A 19,382-nucleotide genomic window follows, 5' to 3' on the forward strand; every position below is an offset into this window, starting at 1 on the left:
CCTCAACACAATTCGCGATGCGCGGAACTGATCCGCGCATCCGAGTTCTTCCCAAGGGATGCATTGCCGGGTTATCTGGATGAAGACGCGCGCCAGCGCGGTTCATTCAAGAAAACCGAGAGGAAATCATCCCCATGGCGTACGAGACGATCAAATACGAGGTCGCCGAGCAAATCCTCACCATCACGCTGAATCGGCCCGACAAGCTCAACGCCTTCAATGCCACGATGCAGCAGGAGCTGATCGACGCGTTCGACAAGGCGGATGCCGACGACGACATCAGGGCGATCATCGTCACCGGCGCGGGCCGCGGCTTCTGCGCAGGTGCCGACCTTTCCTCCGGTGCCAACACGTTCGACCGCGATGCGCGGCGCGGCCCGGTGCGGCGGAAGGCCGACGGCAGCGTCGACTACAGCGATCCGCAGGTGCGCGACGGTGGCGGCCAGGTCACGCTGCGCATCTTCAAGTGCCTGAAGCCTGTCATCGCCGCGGTCAACGGCCCCGCGGTCGGCATCGGCGTCACCATGCAGCTTGCGATGGACGTCCGCATCGCATCGGACGCCGCGCGCTTCGGCTTCGTATTCTCCCAGCGCGGTATCGTGCCGGAGGCGGCCTCGAGCTGGTTCCTGCCGCGCATCGTCGGCATCTCGCAGGCGCTGGAGTGGTGCTACACCGGCCGCGTCTTCCCGGCGCAGGAAGCGCTCGCCGGCCGCCTCGTCAGCAAGGTGGTGCCGCCGGACGATTTGTTGCCGACTGCACGCGCGCTTGCCAAGGAGATCGCGGCCAAGACCGCGCCGGTGTCGGTGGCGCTGATCCGCCAGATGATGTGGCGTATGATGGGCGCCGACGATCCGATGGAGGCGCACAAGGTCGACAGCCGCGGCATCTATGCGCGCGGCCGCTCCGACGACGTCAGGGAAGGCGTGGTCTCGTTCCTGGAAAAGCGCCCCGCAGAATTCAAGAACAAGGTCTCCTCCGACATGCCCGACTATTTCCCGTGGTGGCAAGAGCGCGATTATAAGTGAGTGACCGGCGTCAATCGACGTCCTCATCCGACGGTGTCGTCCTGCTCCATGGCATCAGCAGGACGGCGCGCTCGTTCCGCAGGATGGAACTGGCGCTGCAAGCCGCCGGATTCGCCACCCTCAATCTCGACTATGACAGCCGGCGCAAGTCCCTCGGCGCGCTGGCCGACGACATCGATCCGGCCATCGCGCCGTTTGCGAGCAGGCTCGAGGGCTCCGTCCATTTCGTGTGCCACTCCATGGGCGGGCTGCTTGCGCGCGCCTATCTCGCAAGGCATCGCCCGCCGCGGCTCGGCCGTGTCGTCATGCTGGGCACGCCGAACGGCGGCAGCGAGATCGCCGACCGCCTGAAGAACCTTGCCGCCTACCGCGCCTTCTTCGGCCCGGCCGGCCAGCAACTCGTCACCAGTCGCGACGCCGCGACCCGCGCGCTGCTGCCTGCCATCGACTATCCGACCGGCATCATCGCCGGCAATCGCTCGATCTATCCGATCACCTCGATCGCCCTGCCACGGCCACATGACGGACGGGTGTCGGTCGCCAACACCAGGCTCGAGGGCATGACCGATCACATCGTGATCCGCACGTCGCATCCGTGGCTGGTACGAAATGGAGAAGCGATCACGCAGACGATCGCGTTCGTGCGGGATGGCAAGTTTCAGGAAGGCAGGTAGCATGGCAAAGCGCGCCCGCCATTGCTCGCACCAGTCCGGATGGCCGGCTCGGCGCAAGCGCGCTTTTGTCCACCGTGCGGCTCCTGCAGCGAAGGTTAGCGCGTCAGCAACGCCACGCGGCCGATCGCCTTGCGCTCGATCAGGAGGCGCATTGCCTTCGCGTAGTCCGCAAGCGGCAGCCGGTGGGAAATGTTCGGCCGCACCTTGCCGGCCTCGGCCCAATCGCTCAGCGCCCTGAACCTGACCTCGCCGAGCGCGGAATTCTTCCGCACCGCCTCGCCGGCGCGGACGCCGAGCACGCTCGCGCCCTTGATCATCAACAGGTTGGTGCGGGCAAGTCCGATGCCGCCGGTGAAGCCAACGACGAGGATCCGCGCGCCCCAATTGATACAGCGCATCGAGTTCTCGAACACCTCGCCGCCGACCGGGTCGAACACCAGATCGGCGCCGCGACCGTCGGTCAGGCGCTTGACGACATCGCGGAACGGCTCACGCGCATAGAGCAGGACATGGTCCGCGCCGCGCGCTTTCGCGATCGCAAGCTTCTCCTCGGATGAGGCCGCCGCGACCACGGTGGCGCCGAGCAGCTTGCCGATCTCGACCGCGGCGAGCCCGACGCCGCCGCCGGCGCCGTGCACCAGCAGCACCTCGCCAGGCTTGATCTGCCCGCGGTCAATCAGCGCGTGATGGGCGGTGCCGTGCGCGGCGAGGAAAGTCGCGCCCTCGGCATAGTCGAAGGTCGAGGGCAGCGGCACCAGCTGCGCGGGCATGGCCACCGTCTCGTCGCAATAGGCGCCGAAGCGCATCTTGACGATCACCTTGTCGCCGACGGTAACGCCTGCGGCCTCATTGACCTCAACCACATCGCCGGCAGCTTCCGAGCCTGGCGTGAACGGCAGCGGCGGCTTGAGCTGGTACTCGCCGGCGGCCATCAGTATGTCGGGGAAGTTGATCCCGGCGGCGCGGATCGCAACCCGGACCTCGCCCGGCTTCAGCGGCGCGGAGGCAAAACTTTCGAGGTGCAGGCGCTCCGGCGGCCCCAGCTCGCGGCAGACGACGGCTTTGGGCATCAGGCGGCCCGCGCCTTGAGCCGCGTCAGCGCCTCGCGGATCAGCGGCAGACGGTCGTTGCCGAAATACATGTCGGTCTTGTCGACATAAATTGTCGGCGAGCCGAAACCGCCGCGTGCCATCACCTCCTCCGTGTTGGCCTTGAGCTGGTCCTTGATCGCCTGATCACCGATCCCGGCCAGGAACTTCGCCGGATCGATGCCGACCTTGCCGCAGATCCCGGTCAGCACCGCGTCTTGCGAGATGTCTTTGTCGTCGCCCCAATAGGCCTCGAACACCGCGCGCGCGAACGGCACCATTGTCTCGTTGCCGAGCCAGATGCAGCCGCGCATCGCCTTCACGGAGTTCACCGGGAACACGGTCGGCGGCATCTTGATCGCTAGTCCGGCCGAGCGTGCCCAGTCGGCGAGATCCTTTTTCATGTAGCGCGCCTTCAATGGCACCGGCTTTTCGCGCTGGGCATAGACCGAGGGATTGACGGTGTTGAAGATGCCGCCCACGAGGATCGGCCGCCAAATGATCTCGGCGCCGAACTCCTTCGCCAGCGGCTGGATGTTATGCCAGGCGAGATAGGTCCAGGGGCTGGAGCAGTCGAAGAAGAATTCGATCATGGCGTTTCCTCGTGTGACGCTTTGTTGATTACCCTGTCATTGCGAGCGAAGCGAAGCAATCCATAATGACGCCGCGGCGGCGGCATGAATTGCATGACGCGGAATGACGGCGCGCGCCTACTGCTTGCCCAGCACTTCCCTGGCCTTCTGCCCGAACATGTTCTTGCGCGCCTCCTCGTCGAACGGCTCCTTGACGAACTTGCCGATCGCAAGCCCCGCCTGCACCTGCGGACGGGCGCGCACGGTTGCGTACCAGCGCTTGATGTTCGGATAGTCATCGAGCGTGAAGCCCTGCGCCTTGTGGGTCATGGTCCAGGGGAAGCAGGCGATGTCGGCGATCGAATAGTCGTCACCGGCAACATACGCGCCGGTCTTGCCGAGCTGGCGGTCGAGCACCCCATAGAGCCGCGCCGTCTCGTCGCGGTAGCGCTCGATCGCATAGGGGATCTTCTCGGCTGCATAGAGCGCGAAATGGCCGTGCTGGCCGAGCATCGGGCCAAGGCCACCGATCTGCCACATCACCCACTGGATGACGGTCGACCGTGCACGCAGCTCCCCGGACAGGAAGCGGCCGGTCTTGTCGGCGAGGTAGATCAGGATCGCACCGGTCTCGAACACCGGGAACGGCCCGCCGCCGTCGGCAGGGGCGTGGTCGACGATCGCCGGAATGCGGTTGTTCGGGCTGATCGCCAGGAATTCGGGGCGGAACTGCTCGCCGGCGCGGATGTTCACCGGGATGACCTTGTAGGGCAGCCCCAGCTCCTCCAGCATGATCGAGATTTTCCAGCCATTCGGCGTCGGCGCGTAGTGCAGGTCGATCATCGGGCGTTCCGGTCAGAAAGACTTTTGTTGTTCTGTACGGCGACCATAAGACATGGCAGACAGGCGCTCAATCAGAACCCATTGGGAGGCACCCATGCTGTTTCCAACCACGATCGCAGGCTCCCTGCCGAAGCCGGAATGGCTGGCCGAGCCGAACATCCTGTGGGCGCCGTGGAAATCGCAAGGCGACGAGCTCGCCCGCGCCAAGCGGGACGCCACCGTGCTCGCGGTCAAGCTGCAGGAAGATGCCGGCGTCGACATCGTCACCGAGGGCGAGCAGGCGCGCCAGCATTTCGTGCACGGCTTCCTGGAGAAGATCGAGGGCATCGATTTCGCCCACAAGGTCGAGATGGGGATCCGCAAGGATCGCTACAAGGCGATGGTGCCGCAGGTGGTCGCGCCGCTGCAGCTCAAGGGCCGTGTCCATGCCAGCGAGGCGCGCGCCGCTCGCGCACATACCAAGGGCAAGCTGAAATTCACCCTGCCCGGCCCGATGACCATCATCGACACCATCGCCGACAAGTATTACGGCGATCGGGTCAAGATGGCATTCGCCTTTGCCGAGCTGCTGAACCAGGAAGCCAAGGCGCTTGAGGCCGACGGCGTCGACATGATCCAGTTCGACGAGCCCGCCTTCAACGTCTACATGGATCAGGTCCGCGACTGGGGTATCAAGGCGCTGGAGCGCGCCGCCGAAGGCCTGACCTGCGCGACGGCGGTCCATATCTGCTACGGCTACGGCATCAAGGCCAACACCGACTGGAAACAGACGCTCGGCGGCGAATGGCGCCAGTACGAGGAGACCTTCCCGGTGATCGACCAGAGCACGATCCAGCAGGTTGCGATCGAGTGCCGCAATTCCAAGGTGCCGCTGGAGTTGCTGGCGGCGCTGCCCGGCAAGATCGTGCAGGCCGGCGTGATCGACGTCGCCAGCGACGAGGTCGAGACGGCCGAGGATGTGGTCAAGGTGATCGAGGCGGTCTCGAAATTCGTGCCCAAGGGCAACATCATCGCGACCACCAATTGCGGCATGGCGCCGATGCGGCGGGATATCGCGGAAGCCAAGCTGATGGCGCTCGGCGCAGGCGCGAGGCTGGCGCGACAGCGGCTGGGGTGATGGCGATCCTGCTTCGCTTGACTGCAATCACGTTGCTGATCGTGGCCTCGCCTGTCCTTGCCGGCGAACGCGACCAGCTCAATGCCTGCAAGACATTGGTGGCAGCGCAGTCATCGGGCGGGCGCGACACGCCCGAGGTAACGCGCTGCCGCCAGATCATCAAGGAGTGGACGCTGCGGGATTCCCGCATGAGCGTCGATGAGCAGGGTCGCCCGCTGCGCTGAAGTCAATTCGCGCTGGAATGCAGCTCCGGCCGATAGCCGGCCTGAAATGCCCGAAGCGTCGATGGCGGGGTCAACAGCATGGCGGAACCCGCGACGTCGGCGCGGCCGTAGCCTGCAAGCGACCAGCGCAGCGTGTGGCCGCCCGTGACGAGATAGCTCCCGCCATCTGCCTGCACCATTGTGCCGTCAGGCAGCTCGTGCAACGGCACCGGCAACGGATGCAAGCGCTTTTTGCCATGATCGAGCCGCTCGGCGTGCAGCACCGCGTCCATCGCCTTGGCGCTGAGATCGGTCACGCCGTTCCCTACCTCCCAACAGGCGCGAAAGCGTTTGGCATCCTCGCGGCGGCAGAAGAAGCAGGGACGGTGCCCGGCCGCAAAGGCCGTGGCCTCATCGAGGAAGAACAGCTCGGTCCAGCTCCGCCGGCTCATCACCTCGCGCCGCCTCCCCCTGAATTCGCAGACGCAGGTGAGCCAGGCCGGCGTCGACCAGCGCTTTGTCAGAAGCGTCCGCGTCACAGGATCATGGATGATGCCGCGATTACCTGTGAAGGTTCCGCGATGCTCCGACGCGACGATTTCACCCAGCGGCGTGACGCGGTTCTGCAGCGGCATTATTTCGCCGGCGCGGTGGTGACGCGCATCTTCCACAAATTCCACACGCGATCGAGCACCTGCAGATTGATCGCATCCGCCTTTGCGCCTTCGGCCGCCGTCAGATAGTTCACCTCGCCGCCGAGCGCGATCGCCTGCGACTGCAGCCGCGCATTGACGTCGGTGTAGTAGGCGCGGAACACGGCGAGCTTCACCGATGGTCCGACCACGGCGTCGCCATGGCCGCGCATCAGGACCACGGATTTGTCGCCGAGCGCGGCCGCCAGCGACTTGCCGATGTCGGCGTTGCGCACCAGCATGTCGGTTTCGCCGAACGCTTTTCGGATATCCCATACCGGCGCCCCGGCGGCGAGGAACGCGGCGTTGTGGAACACCGGCCGAAGCATGGTCTGGCTGATCGTGAACGGTATCACGCCGGGGGAGTGCGTGTGCACGACGGCCATCACGTCCGGCCGCGCCCTGTAGATCTCGCTGTGGATGAAGCGCTCGAGGAAGAGGGTACGCCCCTTGGTGTCCACGGCATTTCCGTCGAGATCAAATTCCATGATGTCGTCGCTGGTCACGAGCGCCGGAGCCAGCGAGCGCGACATCAGGAAATGATAGGGATTCTTGGGATCGCGGGCGCTGACATGGCCAAAGGCGTCGACGACGCCGTACTCGGCAAGGATGCGGCTCCCTGTGACGATGTCGTCGATCACGGCTGCATCAGCTCCGGATGCCGAGGCGGTTGGCGTCTGACGGTCCTGGCATGCCGCCCCGGGCATGCCGAACAGCGTCGCGAGCGCGATCAGGATGCCGAACCGTGCCAAACACCCTTGTCCAGTCATCACGCGTCGACCTCTATCGGACTAAGCCGCGCCGTCGCGGATCGGCGGCTGGAACGACAGCGCGGTGTCCCAGGGGAAGAAGATCCAGGTGTCCTGCGATACCTCGGTGATGAAGGTATCGACCAGCGGACGGCCCTTCGGCTTGGCGTACACGGTCGCGAAATGCGCGTCGGGCAGCATCTCGCGCACCAGCTTTCCGGTCTTGCCGGTGTCGACGAGGTCGTCGACGATCAGAAGCCCCTTGCCGGTGCCGCCGCCGAGCTTGGCGGTTGCCTCGGAGATGCCCTTGAGCACCTTGAGGTCGCCCTGCTTGTCGTGGTCGTAGCTTGCGATGCAGACGGTGTCGATCACCCGCACGCCGAGTTCGCGCGCCACGATCGCCGCCGGCACCAGTCCGCCGCGGGTGATTGCGATCACCGCCTGGAACGGGCCGACCTCGTTGAGCCGCCAGGTCAGCGCCCGGCAATCCCGATGGAATTGATCCCACGAGACCGGGAACGGCCTGCCTGCCCGCTCCTGGGCGCTCAGTTCAGAATTTTTCTCAGCCATGTCGTATCAACCCGCAGCCGGTTTCTTCTGTGCAGCCTGCACCCGCTTCAGCATCTCCTTCACCTCGGCCATCGCCGCCGCCAGCTTCTCGGGATCGCGCGAGCGCACAACGAGACTGGTGTTCGGCTTCTGGTTCTCGTCCTGGAACGGGTAGCTGCCGATGATGGTGTCGGGATGGGCCTGCGCGATCGCGCGCAGCGGACCGCCGATGTCGCCCTCCCGCGCGTCGGCGCGCACCGAATCCGACAGCATCCGCACGCCGGATTTTAGGGTCGGCGCCACGATGTCCATCATCGCCTGCATGATCGTGGGGATGCCGGCCATCACGATGACATTGCCGAGCTTGAAGCCAGGCGCCAGGATGGTCGCGCTCTGGATCAGCTCGGCCCCGTCGGGCACGCGGGCCATCCGCAGCCGGGCCTCGTTCAGATCCTGCTCGCTCCAGCGCTCCCTGAACCGCGCCACCACCTCGGGATGGTGGTGGATGTCGACCCCGAACGCCTTGGCCACGCTGTCGGCGGTGATGTCGTCATGGGTCGGGCCGATGCCGCCTGTCGTGAACACGTAGGCGTACCTATGCCGCAGCGCATCAAGGGCGGCGATGATGTCGTCCTCGTCGTCGGCAACGACACGGACTTCCTTCAGGTCGATGCCGATATTGGTCAGGTATTCGGCGATGAAACCGATATTCTTGTCCTTGGTCCGGCCGGACAGGATTTCGTCGCCGATCACCAGAATCCCTGCCGTGACGATCTCGCTCATGATCTCATTCCCTGATTGCTCCCCCGACATTGCCGACCGAACGCCTTGATGTCACGGGGTTTTGCTGCCGAAATAAGCAGGTCGCAGCCGGTTTTTCAGGCAGCCCGTCGGCCATCCCCAGCAAATGCCGCAAGCCAATGCATATCGCGCTGGCCCGCCCCTTGCTACCATCCCATCAAGTCATGCACTGTGTGTCACATGGCTTCGAAGGACAGTCGGGATTTATGGCAGTTGCATTCGATGAAATGAACGGCCTCGGCGGCGACCTCCGCCCGGCCTACGAGGAGCTCTCCCGCTGGCTCAAGGAGACGCCGCCGGATGCGCTCGAATATCGCCGGCAGGAAGCGGAGCTGCTGTTCCGCCGGATCGGCATCACCTTTGCCGTCTACGGCGATGCCGAGGCCCAGGAACGGCTGATCCCCTTCGACGTCATCCCGCGCATCATGTCCGCAAAAGAATGGACCCTGCTGGAGAAGGGCCTGAAGCAACGCGTGCTGGCGCTGAACCTGTTCCTCAAGGACATCTACCACGGCCGCGACATCCTGCGCGCCAACATCGTCCCCGAGGACCTGATCTTCCAGAACCCGGTATTCCGCCCGGAGATGAACGGCCAGGACGTGCCGCACGACATCTATATCCACATCGCGGGCATCGACATTATCCGGACCGATCCGGAAAACTTCATCGTGCTCGAGGACAATGCACGGACGCCATCCGGCGTGTCCTACATGCTGGAAAACCGCGAGATCATGATGCGGTTGTTTCCGGACCTGTTCGCGCGGCATCGGGTCGCGCCAGTCGAGCGCTATCCGGACGAGCTGCTGTCGGCGCTGCGCTCGGTGGCGCCGCACAGCGCCTCGGCCGAGCCGACGGTCGCGCTGATGACGCCCGGCGTCTACAACTCGGCCTATTACGAGCACTCCTTCCTCGCCGACAAGCTCGGCATCGAGCTGGTCGAGGGGCGCGACCTCATCGTCAAGAACGACGAGGTGTTCATGCGCACCACCGAGGGGCTGAAGCGGGTCGATGTGATCTATCGTCGCGTCGACGACGACTTCCTCGATCCCCTCACCTTCCGCCCGGATTCCGCGCTCGGCGTCCCCGGGCTGATGTCGGCCTATGCCGCCGGCAACATCACGCTCGCCAATGCGGTCGGGACCGGCATTTCCGACGACAAGGCGATCTATTCCTACATGCCTGACATCGTGAAGTTCTACCTCAGCGAGGAGCCGATCCTGAAGAATGTGCAGACCTGGCGCTGCCGCGAGCCGCAGGATTTGTCCTACGTGCTCGACAACCTCGCCGACCTCGTCGTCAAGGAGGTGCACGGCTCCGGCGGCTACGGCATGCTGATCGGCCCGGCCGCCACCAAGGCGACCATCGAGGCCTTCCGAGACAAGCTGAAGCGCGAGCCCGAAGGGTTCATCGCCCAGCCGACGCTGGCGCTCTCGACCTGTCCGACCTGCACCGACAAGGGGCTCGCCCCGCGCCATGTCGACCTGCGCCCGTTCGTGCTGACCGGCTCCAGCCACACCACCGTCGTGCCCGGCGGCTTGACCCGCGTGGCGCTGAAGGAGGGCTCGCTCGTGGTCAATTCAAGCCAGGGCGGTGGAACCAAGGACACCTGGATACTGAGTGAGTAGTTGAGAACATGCTGTCGCGCACCGCCGAAAACCTGTTCTGGCTCGCCCGCTATGTCGAACGCGCCGAATATCTCGCGCGCACGATCGACGCGACGCTCCGCGTCACCGCGCTCCCCGCGGCCTATATCGGCAAGACCAATGAATGGGACTCAGCACTGCTGACCGCCGGCGTCGGCCCGACCTTCTACGAGCATCACGAGGAAGCCAACGAGCGCAACGTCGTCGAGTATCTGTCGTTCTCCGATGCAAACCCCTCCTCGATCAAGAACTGTATCGAGGCCGCCCGGCTCAATTCCCGCTCGGTGCGCACCGCACTCACCTCGGAAATGTGGGACACCATCAACTCGGCCTGGATCGAGTTGCAGGGCGTATGGACCAAGGGGGGCACCGGCAGCCGCGAGGAACTGGCGAAGTTCCTGCGCTTCGTGCAGGAGACCTCGCTGCGCTTCGACGGCTCGGCTTACCGGACCATGCTGCGCAACGACGCCTACTGGTTCTCGCGACTGGGCGTGCACCTCGAGCGCGCCGACAACACCGCCCGCATTCTCGACGTGAAATACCATGTGCTGCTGCCCGAGGAAGAACACGTCGGCGGCCCGCTCGACTACTACCAGTGGACCTCGATCCTGCGCTCAGTCTCGGCAACAACAGCCTATCACTGGGTCTACCGGGAAACGCTGAAACCCTGGCTGATCGCCGACCTCCTGATCCTCAACGACACGCTGCCGCGATCGCTCGCCAGCTGCTACAGCAACCTGGTGCGCAATCTGGACCAGATCGGCGTCGCCTATGGCCGCCAGGGGGCGTCCCAGCGCCACGCGCGCGGCGTCAGGAACCGGCTCGAGCACAGCCACATGGACGACATCTTCCAGCACGGCGTGCATGAATTCATCCAGGAGTTCATCGCGGACAATTCGCGGTTGGGCGAGATCATCACCAAGCAGTACCTGATCTGACCGAAAGAAGCTCAAATTCTCGTCATGGCCAGGCTTGTCCCGGCCATCCACGTCTTGCTTTCGCAGCCGATTAGGAAGAAAGACGTGGATGCCCGGGACGTCTGGCGCAAAGGCGCGCTACGCGCTCGCCCGTGGCATGACGCTCTTGCTCCATAACACCGACTGAACTCCGGTGAGCCATGCGCCTGCGGATAGCCCATACCACCACCTATCGCTACGAGCCGGCGGCCTCGGGCGTGATCCAGATTCTGCGGATGACGCCCTGCAGCCATGACGGCCAGTATGTCGCAAACTGGCAGATCGACGTCTCGACCGATTCCCGGCTCGACACCCATGAGGACGCGTTCGGCAACGTCACCCATGTGCTGACGCATGGCTCGATCGCTGACCTCACCATCCGTTGCGAAGGCCTGGTCGAGACCCAAGACACCGGCGGCGTGCTGCGCGGCACCGATGAGCGGTTTCCGCCGAGCCTGTTCCTGCGCCCCACGGCGCTGACCGACGTCAGCCCGTCGATGGCGAGCTTCGTGCGCGAACTGCGCGCGGAAGCCGGTGACGACGTGCTCGGCTTCCTGCACGCGCTGATGGTGCAGATCTACGAACACATGACGTTCGACGAGGATCCGACCAACAGCGCCACCTCGGCCTCCGAGGCCTTCGCGCTGAAGCGCGGCGTCTGTCAGGACTACGCGCATATCTTCATCGCCTGCGCGCGCGCCGGCGGTGTGCCGGCGCGGTTCGTCTCCGGTCACTTCCTGCGCTCCGACGGCATGGTCAACCAGCAGGCCGGCCACGCCTGGGCGGAAGCCCATGTGCCTGACCTCGGCTGGATCGGCTTCGACGCCGCCAACGGCATCTGCACCACCGACGCCCACGCCCGCGTCGCGATCGGCCTCGACTATCTCGGCGCCGCTCCCGTCCGCGGCACCCGCTACGGCGGCGGCGCCGAGACGCTGACGGTCGAGGTCAAGGTCGACCAGGCCGGGCGGCCCGGGCAATGGCAGAGCCAGACGCAGTCGTAGCGCGAAGTCCCACGTCATTGCGAGCGCAACGAAGCGATCCGTCTTTCCCCTTGCCGAGACATGGATCGCCTCGTCGCTTCAGCGCAAGATTGCTTCGCAATTTTGTCGCGAGCTCGACGACGGCAGGGTGGTATGATCGCTGTTGCTTGAACTCGAACCAGCGAGAGGCGCCATGGCAACCGTGAAACTGCTCTCCGACGACGAACTCTCCGCGGAGGCGCGCGCCGTCTTCGAGGACATCCGCGCGACAAGGAAATCGGACTTCATCAACAATTTCTGGCGTGCGCTCGCGCATGATCCGAAGACCCTGCGTCGCACCTGGGAGAGCATCAAGCAGGTGATGGCGCCGGGTGCGCTCGATCCCAAGGTCAAGGAAATGCTCTACGTCGCGGTGTCGGTGGCTCACGGCTGCAGCTACTGCATCCACTCGCACACCGCGAGCGCGCGAGCGAAGGGCATGACCGAGGCCGAATATCAGGAGATGCTGGCGATCATCGGCATGGCGGCCGAGACGAACCGGCTGGTCACCGCGCTCGGCGTGCCCGTGGACGAGGCGTTCCTCGTCGATGCGCAACCCGCACGAACGCAGCAATCGTGACGCCCTACCGCGGTTCGATGACGGGAATTGGGGTTGGATGCGCCCCCGAAATTGGCTACTAGTTCTCCGCCGAGAAACTCGGACCGTTGAGGACTGGAAATGACCTATTGCTGCGGAATCCTGGTGCGAGACGGTCTCGTCATGATCGCGGACACCCGCACCAATGCCGGCCTCGACAACGTCTCGACTTTCCGCAAGCTGCACATCTTCGAAAAGCCCGGCGAGCGTATCATGGCGATCGCGAGCGCCGGCAATCTGGCGATCAGCCAGTCGGTGCTGTCGACCCTGACGGAGGGCATGCAGGATCCGCACACCGGAGAGGTCGAGACGCTGATGAACGCGCCGACAATGTTCCAGGCAGCGCAGCGGATCGGCCGCGCCATCCGCTCCGTGCACGCCACCGAGGGCGATGCACTGCGCTCCGAGGATATCTCGTTCGACGTCTCGTTCCTGTTCGGCGGCCAGATCAAGGGCTCGCGGATGCGGCTGTTCATGGTCTACACTGCCGGCAACTTCATCGAATGCACCATCGACACGCCTTACTTGCAGATTGGCGAGCACAAATACGGCAAGCCCGTGCTCGATCGCGCGATGCATTTCGATGTCGAGCTTTACGAGGCGCTGAAGACCGGCCTGATCTCGATGGACTCCACCATGCGCTCGAATCTCGGCGTCGGCCTGCCGATCGACGTGCTGGTGGTGCGCAGCGATGCCTGTGTGGCCGATCTCAACCATCGCATCGAGGCCGGTGAGCCCTATTTCCACGATCTGCGCTCGCGCTGGTCGGCGGCGCTGCGCGCGGCGCACCAGAATATTCCGCGGCCGCCCTACAAGAACGAAACCGAAGCAAAATCCAAATAAGAGGAAACCAGATGACCGAAGCGACCAACAAGATCGCCCTCGTCACCGGCGCCGGCACCGGCGTCGGGCGCGCGGCATCGCTCGCCCTGATGAACGCAGGCTTCACCGTCGTGCTCGTCGGCCGCCGCCTCGAGATGCTGGAAGAGACCAGCAAGCTCGGTCCCGCCGGCAAGAGCCTGTGCGTCACTGCCGACATGACCAGCCCGGCCGCGATCGCCGCGCTGTTCGACAAGGTGAAGGCGACCTACGGCCGGCTCGACGTGCTCTTCAACAATGCCGGCATGGGCGCACCGCCGGTGAATTTCGAGGACCTGTCGCTGGAGCAGTGGCAGGCGGTGGTGAACACCAACCTCACCGCCCCGTTCCTGTGCACCCAGCACGCTTTCCGCATCATGAAGGATCAGCAGCCACGCGGCGGCCGCATCATCAACAACGGCTCGATCTCCGCACACGCGCCGCGTCCGTTCTCGGCCGCCTACACCTCGACCAAGCATGCCATCACCGGCCTCACCAGGGCCTCCAACCTCGACGGCCGCATGTACGACATCGCGGTCGGCCAGGTCGACATCGGTAATGCGGCCACCCCGATGACAGACCGCATGGTCAACGGCCCCGGCGTGCTGCAGCCCGACGGTACGACCAAGCACGAGCCGCGCATGGATGCCAAGGCCGTCGGCGACGCCGTCGCCTACATGGCGGGTCTGCCGCTCGATGCCAACGTGCTGTTCATGACGGTCATGGCAACCAAGATGCCGTTCGTGGGACGAGGCTGAGCTCCCTTCTCCCTCGCCCCGCTCTTGCGCCGAGAGGGTCGGGGTGAGGGGCGCTCCCGCGAGCGAGCCGAATGTTGGGACCCGTACCCCCTCACCAGGATCGCATCTGACGATGCGATCCGGCCTCTCCCAGCAAGCAGGGCGAGGTGAAGGGATCGCCTACTCCAGCTTCTCCACATTCCGCAGCGTCGGGAACAGCTTCATCCACAGCAGCGCGATCGCGATGGTGCCGAGGCCGCCGAGCACGGCGGCCGGCATGGTGCCGAGCAGCGCCGCGGTAACGCCACTTTCGAACTGGCCGAGCTGGTTCGATGCGTTGATGAACAGGAAATTCACCGCGCCGACGCGGCCGCGCATTTCGTCCGGTGTGGCGAGTTGCACCAGCGAGAAGCGGATCACGACGCTGATCGTATCGGCCGCGCCCAGCACCGCGAGCGCCAGCACCGACAGCCACATCCAGTGCGACACCGCGAACACTACTGTCGCGGCACCGAACACGATGACGGCCTGGAACATGCGCATCCCGACGCGGCGATGGATCGTGTGCCGCGCCAGGATCATGGTCATCAGGAGCGCACCGACTGCGGGCGCGGCGCGCAGCACGCCGAGGCCGAGCGGTCCGGTCATCAGGATGTCGCGGGCATAGATCGGCAACAGCGCCGTCACGCCGCCGAACAGCACTGCGAACAGGTCGAGCGAGATGGTGCCGAGGATCGCCGGATTGCTGCGCACGAAGGTGACGCCGGCGAACAGATCGTCCGACGACGCCGAGTCCTTCGGCGCAGCCTGCTGCAAGCGGCCGATGCCGCCGGTCAGGATCATCCCGAGCAGCCAGAACACCACCATCACGGCGTAGGGCGCACTCGGCATCATGGCATAGGCCAGACCGCCGAGCGCAGGTCCGGTGATGGTCGCGATCTGCGCCGCGCCGCTCGAGATCGCGGTCGCTCGTTGCAGCGACCCTTGCGGAGCGATCAGCGGCAGCAGCGCCGCGGTCGCCGGGCTCTCGAACGCACCGGCGATGCCGAGCGCAAAGGTCGCAGCGAAAATCTGCAGCTCCGAGATGGTCCCGGCGAAGGTGCTCCCGGCGAGGAATGCTGCGGTGAGCGCTTCCACGAACTGGCAGGCCTGTACCACGCGCTTGCGCTCGAAGCGGTCGGCGGCGTGGCCGGCGACAAACACCAGGAGCGCCGTCGGCAGGAACTGGACCAGGCCGACCATGCCGAGGTCGAAGGCGCTGCCGGTCAGGTCGTAGATCTGCCAGCCGATCGCGACCGCGCCGATCTGGCTGGAGAAGCGCGACAGGCTGCGCGACGAGAGGAAGAACAGGAAGGGTCTGTGGCCGAGCAGATCGCGCGCCCCGGCCGGCATTGCTGAGGACATGGGCCATGGCGTGGCCGACCGCCTGCAACTTGTCAATGGCGGCTGGTGCCGGAGCCCCATTCCGACAAGATCGGAATGGGCTCCGGATTGTTGTTTTGACGCGTTTTCTTCAAGCGGACCGGCACCCACTTCGCTCGAAACCGTCTTGGCGCGTAACGGCATTGCGCTGCGCGAAGTGCCTGCCATAATCGCGCGAGGGGCTGTTCGGGGGCTTGATGCTGCAATTGCAATCGGCGTTCGGCGTGGTGGCGTTGCTGGTGATCGCCTGGGCGCTTGGGGAGAACCGCCGCGCGGTGTCGCTGCGACAGGCGGCTACCAGTCTCGCGGTGACGATCGTCACCGCGCTGGTGCTGATCAAGGTGCCGGTGGTGACAACGGCTTTCGGCGCCATCAACGACGCGGTCGGCGCCATCGCCGCCGCAACGCGAGCCGGCACCGCCTTCGTGTTCGGCTATGTGGGCGGCGGCACGCTGCCGTTCGATCCCAAGGTGCCGGGCAGCGATTTCATCCTCGCCTTCCAGGCGCTGCCGATCGTGCTGGTCATGAGCGTGCTGACGACGCTGCTGTTCTATTGGCGAGTGCTGCCGCCGATCGTGCGCGGCATGGCCTGGCTGCTCGAGCGCACGCTCGGCGTCGGCGGCGCGGTCGGTCTGTCGACCGCCGCCAACATCTTCCTCGGCATGGTCGAGGCGCCGCTGTTCATCCGTCCCTACCTGGCGCAGCTCACGCGCAGCGAATTGTTTCTGGTGATGACGGGCGGCATGGCCGGCATCGCCGGCACCGTGCTGGTGCTCTACGCCACGCTTCTCGCGCCCTTGATCCCCGATGCAGCCGCGCATTTCGTCATTGCCTCGGTGCTCGGCGCGCCGGCTGCGATCCTGGTCAGCCTGATCATGGTGCCGGAGACATCGGATGTGCGCACCGGCGGATCGCTCGAGGACCCGGACGTTCATGTCACCTCGACGATGGACGCGATCGTCAAGGGCACGGCCGCCGGGCTCGAGCTGCTGATGAACATCGTCGCGATGCTGCTGGTGCTGGTGGCGCTGGTGTATCTGGTGAACGCGATGCTCGGCCTGCTGCCGCAGATCGGCGGCGCCAGGATCTCGCTGCAACGGCTGCTTGGGCTCGTGATGGCGCCGGTGTGCTGGCTGATGGGCCTGCCGTGGTCGCAGGCCGTGACGGCGGGCAGCCTGATGGGGACCAAGACCGTGCTGAACGAGCTGATCGCCTATGTCGATTTTTCGAAGCTCGGCAGCGACGCACTCGATCCGCGCGCGCGGCTGATCATGCTCTACGCAATGTGCGGCTTCGCCAACTTCGGAAGCCTCGGCATCATGATCGGCGGCCTCGGCACCATGGCGCCCGAGCGGCGCGAGGAGATCAACGCGCTCGGGCTGAAGTCGATCGTCTCGGGCACGCTGACGACCTGCCTGATGGGCGCGATCGTGGGGGTGATGACATGACGACGACGTCGTCATTCCGGGGCGATGCGTTGGCATCGAACCCGGAATCTCGAGATTTTGGGGTTTGGTCCTTCGGACCAGCCCGGAATGACGGCAATTCCCTACGCCGTCAACTCCACCGTCTTGAACTCCGCCGGCAGGATCACCTCGAGCAGCTCAACGTCGTCTGAGTAATCCAGAATCATGTGCCGGATGCGCGGCGGCTGGGTCCAGGCGCTGCCTTCGGTCATCAGCGTCTCGCCCTCGCCTTCCATGTAGGTCTTCACCCAGCCCTTGAGCACATAGACCATCTGGAATTCGACGTCGTGGAAGTGCAGCTTCGACACCTCGTCCGGATTGCAGGGGCCCTGCAGCCGGATCACATGCGCCTGCGCCAGGCCATGCGAGGCGGCAGCGATGCCGAGGTCGCGATATCTAGCATAGGTACGCAGGCCGTCCGCCTTGAAATCCTCCTCGCGGTGATGACTAATCGCGACCCGCTGCTTCGGCCGCGCCTTGGACGCGGTCTTCGCGGCCTTCTTCGCCGTCGAGACGCGGCCCTTGGATTTGATAGTCTTGCGTGCAGACGCTTTGGCTGCGGTCCGAAGACCCGTCCACTTCTTCCTAACGGCAGTCTTGGCTGCTGGTCTTGATGCCGTCTTTTGCTTGGCCATAGTTACCTCCCGTCTTCCTTGGCGGATTGAGGCTAACACAAAAGCATTTTCGTCGGGTGGGCAAAGCGAACCGCCTTTGCCCACCCTGCGCAGTCAATGCAGCCGGAAGACGCCGTCGACGGCGCGCAGCTCCGCAGGCTTGATCAGCTTGGAATGCGCCACCGTCACCGAGAACAGAGGGCCTTCGAGCTTGTCCTGCCAGAAGGCGAGAAAGTCCTGCAACGCCGGGAATTTCGGGAAGAGATCGTAGTTCTGCCAGACATAGGTCTGCAGCAGTGAGGGATGGTCGGGCATCCGATAGAGGATTTGCGCCGTCGTCAGACCATATCCCAGCAACTGCTTCCGGAAATCGTCGGAAACAACCCCACCAACTCGCGAGACCATGCCAACCTCCTGTGACGGAGCGCATATCCGCGTGGGGTGGCCGACCTGCCGGAGCCACCCGACAAAAGATGCGCTCACATGAGAGAAATGTGACGCACGCGACTAACCCATCACAAGCCTAAATGTTTAACGAGTTGTTGAAATTTCACACGTTAGCAGCAGCTTACCGCACGTGCTAATACGGGGTCCGGGCTGCGGCAGGCGCGTTAAGCATTCCCCGAGATGCTGGCAACCGGTTGATCGGAGTGCCAATTTTTCTGCTAGAAGCCCTTGCCGGCCGCCCTGGCTTGGCCTATCTCCTGCCCAGCCGGCTTGGCACTCGCTGGGCTGGACTGCTAACACTCCGAAATTCAACAACATCTGCATATGCTTAGGAGGACTGCATGAAATTCCGTCCGCTTCACGACCGCGTCGTGGTCAAGCGCATCGACGCCGAAGAGAAGACCGCTGGCGGCATCATCATTCCGGACACTGCCAAGGAAAAGCCCTCGCAGGGCGAAGTCATCGCCGTCGGCCCGGGCGGCCGCGACGAAGCTGGCAAGCTGATCCCCATCGACCTCAAGGTCGGCGACCGCGTGCTGTTCGGCAAGTGGTCCGGCACCGAGGTCAAGATCGACGGTGAAGACCTGTTGATCATGAAGGAAAGCGACGTGATGGGCGTTCTCGACGTCCCCGCTTCCAAGAAGAAGGCGGCTTAAGCCCCTCCTCCCGCTCCGATCAAATCATTCCAAGGAAAAATCCAGATGGCAGCTAAAGAAGTCAAATTCTCCGTCGAGGCGCGCGACAAGATGCTGCGCGGCGTCGACATCCTCGCCAATGCGGTGAAGGTCACGCTTGGTCCGAAGGGCCGCAACGTGGTGCTCGAGAAGTCGTTCGGCGCTCCGCGCATCACCAAGGACGGCGTCACCGTCGCCAAGGAGATCGAACTCGACGACAAGTTCGAGAACATGGGCGCCCAGATGGTGCGCGAAGTCGCCTCCAAGTCCGCTGACGCGGCCGGCGACGGCACCACCACCGCGACCGTGCTCGCGGCCGCGATCGTGAAGGAAGGCGCCAAGTCGGTCGCCGCCGGCATGAACCCCATGGACCTCAAGCGCGGTATCGACCTCGCGGTCGAAGCCGTCGTGGCGGATCTGCAGAAGAACTCGAAGAAGGTCACCTCGAACGAGGAGATCGCCCAGGTCGGCACGATTTCGGCCAATGGCGACGCGGAAATCGGCAAGTTCCTCTCCGACGCCATGAAGAAGGTCGGCAACGAGGGCGTGATCACCGTCGAGGAAGCCAAGTCGCTCGAGACCGAGCTCGACGTCGTCGAGGGCATGCAGTTCGACCGCGGCTACATCTCGCC

The 19,382-nt window shown here is 64.6% G+C and carries 23 protein-coding genes; 13 read left to right on the plus strand and 10 right to left on the minus strand.

All coding sequences use genetic code 11. From position 1 onward, the window contains the following. Positions 1-134: 134 nt before the first annotated feature. The gene (locus JQ586_RS28910; RefSeq protein WP_212398023.1) at positions 135-1,025 is read left to right on the plus strand and encodes a crotonase/enoyl-CoA hydratase family protein; all 891 of its coding nucleotides are present in this window, start codon (positions 135-137) and stop codon (positions 1,023-1,025) included. Then, positions 1,022-1,699 carry an alpha/beta fold hydrolase gene (locus tag JQ586_RS28915; RefSeq protein ID WP_212398024.1) on the plus strand — a complete coding sequence of 226 codons (678 nt, stop codon included), beginning with the start codon at positions 1,022-1,024 and terminating at the stop codon, positions 1,697-1,699. The genes JQ586_RS28910 and JQ586_RS28915 overlap by 4 nt, the downstream gene beginning before the upstream one ends. A 95-nt stretch (positions 1,700-1,794) precedes the next feature. Here JQ586_RS28915 and JQ586_RS28920 read toward each other — a convergent pair whose 3' ends face one another. The 3 genes from JQ586_RS28920 to JQ586_RS28930 form a co-directional block, all read right to left on the minus strand. Beyond that, positions 1,795-2,769, minus strand: coding sequence for an NADPH:quinone oxidoreductase family protein (locus tag JQ586_RS28920; protein ID WP_212398025.1), 975 nt, complete (start codon positions 2,767-2,769; stop codon positions 1,795-1,797). Further along, positions 2,769-3,380 carry a 2-hydroxychromene-2-carboxylate isomerase gene (locus JQ586_RS28925; RefSeq protein ID WP_212398026.1) on the minus strand — a complete coding sequence of 204 codons (612 nt, stop codon included), beginning with the start codon at positions 3,378-3,380 and terminating at the stop codon, positions 2,769-2,771. Before JQ586_RS28925 ends, JQ586_RS28920 begins: the two co-directional genes overlap by 1 nt. A 117-nt stretch (positions 3,381-3,497) precedes the next feature. Further along, entirely contained in the window at positions 3,498-4,202 is a 705-nt protein-coding gene (locus JQ586_RS28930) for a glutathione binding-like protein (RefSeq protein WP_212398027.1), read from the minus strand. Between the two features lie 94 nt (positions 4,203-4,296). On the opposite strand from JQ586_RS28930, the gene JQ586_RS28935 reads away from it, so the two are divergent. Both JQ586_RS28935 and JQ586_RS28940 read left to right on the plus strand, forming a co-directional pair. Further along, positions 4,297-5,319 carry a methionine synthase gene (locus JQ586_RS28935; protein ID WP_212398028.1) on the plus strand — a complete coding sequence of 341 codons (1,023 nt, stop codon included), beginning with the start codon at positions 4,297-4,299 and terminating at the stop codon, positions 5,317-5,319. Next, positions 5,319-5,543, plus strand: coding sequence for a hypothetical protein (locus JQ586_RS28940; RefSeq protein ID WP_212398051.1), 225 nt, complete (start codon positions 5,319-5,321; stop codon positions 5,541-5,543). The genes JQ586_RS28935 and JQ586_RS28940 overlap by 1 nt, the downstream gene beginning before the upstream one ends. Before the next feature lie 2 nt (positions 5,544-5,545). On the opposite strand, the gene JQ586_RS28945 is transcribed toward JQ586_RS28940, so the two are convergent. Genes JQ586_RS28945 through JQ586_RS28960 form a run of 4 tightly spaced genes read right to left on the minus strand, consistent with a single transcriptional unit; the run spans position 5,546 to position 8,295 of the window. Beyond that, entirely contained in the window at positions 5,546-6,157 is a 612-nt protein-coding gene (locus JQ586_RS28945; RefSeq protein ID WP_212398029.1) for a hypothetical protein, read from the minus strand. Further along, entirely contained in the window at positions 6,157-6,984 is an 828-nt protein-coding gene (locus JQ586_RS28950; RefSeq protein ID WP_249148285.1) for a class II aldolase/adducin family protein, read from the minus strand. Before JQ586_RS28950 ends, JQ586_RS28945 begins: the two co-directional genes overlap by 1 nt. A gap of 21 nt (positions 6,985-7,005) precedes the next feature. Beyond that, a complete protein-coding gene (gene gpt / locus JQ586_RS28955; RefSeq protein WP_212398030.1) occupies positions 7,006-7,533 on the minus strand; it encodes a xanthine phosphoribosyltransferase in 528 nt (175 codons plus the stop codon). A gap of 6 nt (positions 7,534-7,539) precedes the next feature. Continuing rightward, positions 7,540-8,295: a molybdopterin-binding protein gene (locus JQ586_RS28960; protein ID WP_212398031.1), complete on the minus strand. Its 756-nt coding sequence runs from the start codon at positions 8,293-8,295 to the stop codon at positions 7,540-7,542. A gap of 224 nt (positions 8,296-8,519) precedes the next feature. On the opposite strand from JQ586_RS28960, the gene JQ586_RS28965 reads away from it, so the two are divergent. From JQ586_RS28965 to JQ586_RS28990, 6 genes are all read left to right on the plus strand, one after another. Next, the gene (locus JQ586_RS28965) at positions 8,520-9,938 is read left to right on the plus strand and encodes a circularly permuted type 2 ATP-grasp protein (protein WP_212398032.1); all 1,419 of its coding nucleotides are present in this window, start codon (positions 8,520-8,522) and stop codon (positions 9,936-9,938) included. Positions 9,939-9,946: 8 nt separating this feature from the next. Beyond that, positions 9,947-10,894, plus strand: a complete 948-nt coding sequence (locus JQ586_RS28970) for an alpha-E domain-containing protein (RefSeq protein ID WP_212398033.1) — start codon at positions 9,947-9,949, stop codon at positions 10,892-10,894. A 179-nt stretch (positions 10,895-11,073) separates the two neighbouring features. After that, the gene (locus JQ586_RS28975; RefSeq protein ID WP_212398034.1) at positions 11,074-11,916 is read left to right on the plus strand and encodes a transglutaminase family protein; all 843 of its coding nucleotides are present in this window, start codon (positions 11,074-11,076) and stop codon (positions 11,914-11,916) included. A gap of 172 nt (positions 11,917-12,088) precedes the next feature. Beyond that, positions 12,089-12,514: a carboxymuconolactone decarboxylase family protein gene (locus tag JQ586_RS28980; protein ID WP_212398035.1), complete on the plus strand. Its 426-nt coding sequence runs from the start codon at positions 12,089-12,091 to the stop codon at positions 12,512-12,514. A gap of 99 nt (positions 12,515-12,613) precedes the next feature. Further along, complete coding sequence (locus JQ586_RS28985) at positions 12,614-13,375, plus strand: peptidase (RefSeq protein WP_212398036.1); 762 nt, start codon at positions 12,614-12,616, stop codon at positions 13,373-13,375. Between the two features lie 11 nt (positions 13,376-13,386). Further along, positions 13,387-14,148 (plus strand): SDR family oxidoreductase, encoded by a 762-nt coding sequence (locus JQ586_RS28990; protein WP_212398037.1) that lies wholly within the window; start codon positions 13,387-13,389, stop codon positions 14,146-14,148. A 159-nt stretch (positions 14,149-14,307) separates the two neighbouring features. Here JQ586_RS28990 and JQ586_RS28995 read toward each other — a convergent pair whose 3' ends face one another. After that, positions 14,308-15,531, minus strand: a complete 1,224-nt coding sequence (locus JQ586_RS28995) for an MFS transporter (protein WP_212398038.1) — start codon at positions 15,529-15,531, stop codon at positions 14,308-14,310. 215 nt (positions 15,532-15,746) lie between these two features. On the opposite strand from JQ586_RS28995, the gene JQ586_RS29000 reads away from it, so the two are divergent. After that, positions 15,747-16,997, plus strand: coding sequence for a NupC/NupG family nucleoside CNT transporter (locus JQ586_RS29000; RefSeq protein WP_212398039.1), 1,251 nt, complete (start codon positions 15,747-15,749; stop codon positions 16,995-16,997). Positions 16,998-17,098: 101 nt separating this feature from the next. On the opposite strand, the gene JQ586_RS29005 is transcribed toward JQ586_RS29000, so the two are convergent. Together JQ586_RS29005 and JQ586_RS29010 are read right to left on the minus strand one after the other, a co-directional pair. Further along, the gene (locus JQ586_RS29005) at positions 17,099-17,650 is read right to left on the minus strand and encodes a cupin domain-containing protein (RefSeq protein WP_212398040.1); all 552 of its coding nucleotides are present in this window, start codon (positions 17,648-17,650) and stop codon (positions 17,099-17,101) included. A gap of 93 nt (positions 17,651-17,743) precedes the next feature. Next, entirely contained in the window at positions 17,744-18,034 is a 291-nt protein-coding gene (locus JQ586_RS29010; protein ID WP_211987186.1) for an usg protein, read from the minus strand. 383 nt (positions 18,035-18,417) lie between these two features. On the opposite strand from JQ586_RS29010, the gene JQ586_RS29015 reads away from it, so the two are divergent. Both JQ586_RS29015 and JQ586_RS29020 read left to right on the plus strand, forming a co-directional pair. After that, positions 18,418-18,732: a co-chaperone GroES gene (locus JQ586_RS29015; RefSeq protein WP_212398041.1), complete on the plus strand. Its 315-nt coding sequence runs from the start codon at positions 18,418-18,420 to the stop codon at positions 18,730-18,732. 45 nt (positions 18,733-18,777) lie between these two features. Beyond that, a partial coding sequence (locus tag JQ586_RS29020; RefSeq protein ID WP_283815493.1) for a TCP-1/cpn60 chaperonin family protein occupies positions 18,778-19,382 on the plus strand: 605 nt, incomplete at its 3' end.

It is taken from the genome of Bradyrhizobium jicamae, from assembly GCF_018130215.1.
Lineage (GTDB): Bacteria > Pseudomonadota > Alphaproteobacteria > Rhizobiales > Xanthobacteraceae > Bradyrhizobium > Bradyrhizobium jicamae_A.

Coding starts and splice junctions, on each gene's coding strand:
- JQ586_RS28910 (WP_212398023.1), top strand. CDS start 135: ATGGCGTACGAGACGATCAAATACGAGGTCGCCGAGCAAATCCTCACC.
- JQ586_RS28990 (WP_212398037.1), top strand. CDS start 13,387: ATGACCGAAGCGACCAACAAGATCGCCCTCGTCACCGGCGCCGGCACC.
- JQ586_RS28985 (WP_212398036.1), top strand. CDS start 12,614: ATGACCTATTGCTGCGGAATCCTGGTGCGAGACGGTCTCGTCATGATC.
- JQ586_RS29000 (WP_212398039.1), top strand. CDS start 15,747: ATGCTGCAATTGCAATCGGCGTTCGGCGTGGTGGCGTTGCTGGTGATC.
- JQ586_RS29010 (WP_211987186.1), bottom strand. CDS start 18,034: ATGGTCTCGCGAGTTGGTGGGGTTGTTTCCGACGATTTCCGGAAGCAG.
- JQ586_RS28995 (WP_212398038.1), bottom strand. CDS start 15,531: ATGTCCTCAGCAATGCCGGCCGGGGCGCGCGATCTGCTCGGCCACAGA.
- JQ586_RS28965 (WP_212398032.1), top strand. CDS start 8,520: ATGGCAGTTGCATTCGATGAAATGAACGGCCTCGGCGGCGACCTCCGC.
- JQ586_RS28945 (WP_212398029.1), bottom strand. CDS start 6,157: ATGCCGCTGCAGAACCGCGTCACGCCGCTGGGTGAAATCGTCGCGTCG.
- JQ586_RS29015 (WP_212398041.1), top strand. CDS start 18,418: ATGAAATTCCGTCCGCTTCACGACCGCGTCGTGGTCAAGCGCATCGAC.
- gpt (WP_212398030.1), bottom strand. CDS start 7,533: ATGGCTGAGAAAAATTCTGAACTGAGCGCCCAGGAGCGGGCAGGCAGG.
- JQ586_RS28960 (WP_212398031.1), bottom strand. CDS start 8,295: ATGAGCGAGATCGTCACGGCAGGGATTCTGGTGATCGGCGACGAAATC.
- JQ586_RS28940 (WP_212398051.1), top strand. CDS start 5,319: ATGGCGATCCTGCTTCGCTTGACTGCAATCACGTTGCTGATCGTGGCC.
- JQ586_RS28925 (WP_212398026.1), bottom strand. CDS start 3,380: ATGATCGAATTCTTCTTCGACTGCTCCAGCCCCTGGACCTATCTCGCC.
- JQ586_RS28980 (WP_212398035.1), top strand. CDS start 12,089: ATGGCAACCGTGAAACTGCTCTCCGACGACGAACTCTCCGCGGAGGCG.
- JQ586_RS28935 (WP_212398028.1), top strand. CDS start 4,297: ATGCTGTTTCCAACCACGATCGCAGGCTCCCTGCCGAAGCCGGAATGG.
- JQ586_RS28970 (WP_212398033.1), top strand. CDS start 9,947: ATGCTGTCGCGCACCGCCGAAAACCTGTTCTGGCTCGCCCGCTATGTC.
- JQ586_RS28930 (WP_212398027.1), bottom strand. CDS start 4,202: ATGATCGACCTGCACTACGCGCCGACGCCGAATGGCTGGAAAATCTCG.
- JQ586_RS28920 (WP_212398025.1), bottom strand. CDS start 2,769: ATGCCCAAAGCCGTCGTCTGCCGCGAGCTGGGGCCGCCGGAGCGCCTG.
- JQ586_RS29005 (WP_212398040.1), bottom strand. CDS start 17,650: ATGGCCAAGCAAAAGACGGCATCAAGACCAGCAGCCAAGACTGCCGTT.
- JQ586_RS28950 (WP_249148285.1), bottom strand. CDS start 6,984: ATGACTGGACAAGGGTGTTTGGCACGGTTCGGCATCCTGATCGCGCTC.
- JQ586_RS28975 (WP_212398034.1), top strand. CDS start 11,074: ATGCGCCTGCGGATAGCCCATACCACCACCTATCGCTACGAGCCGGCG.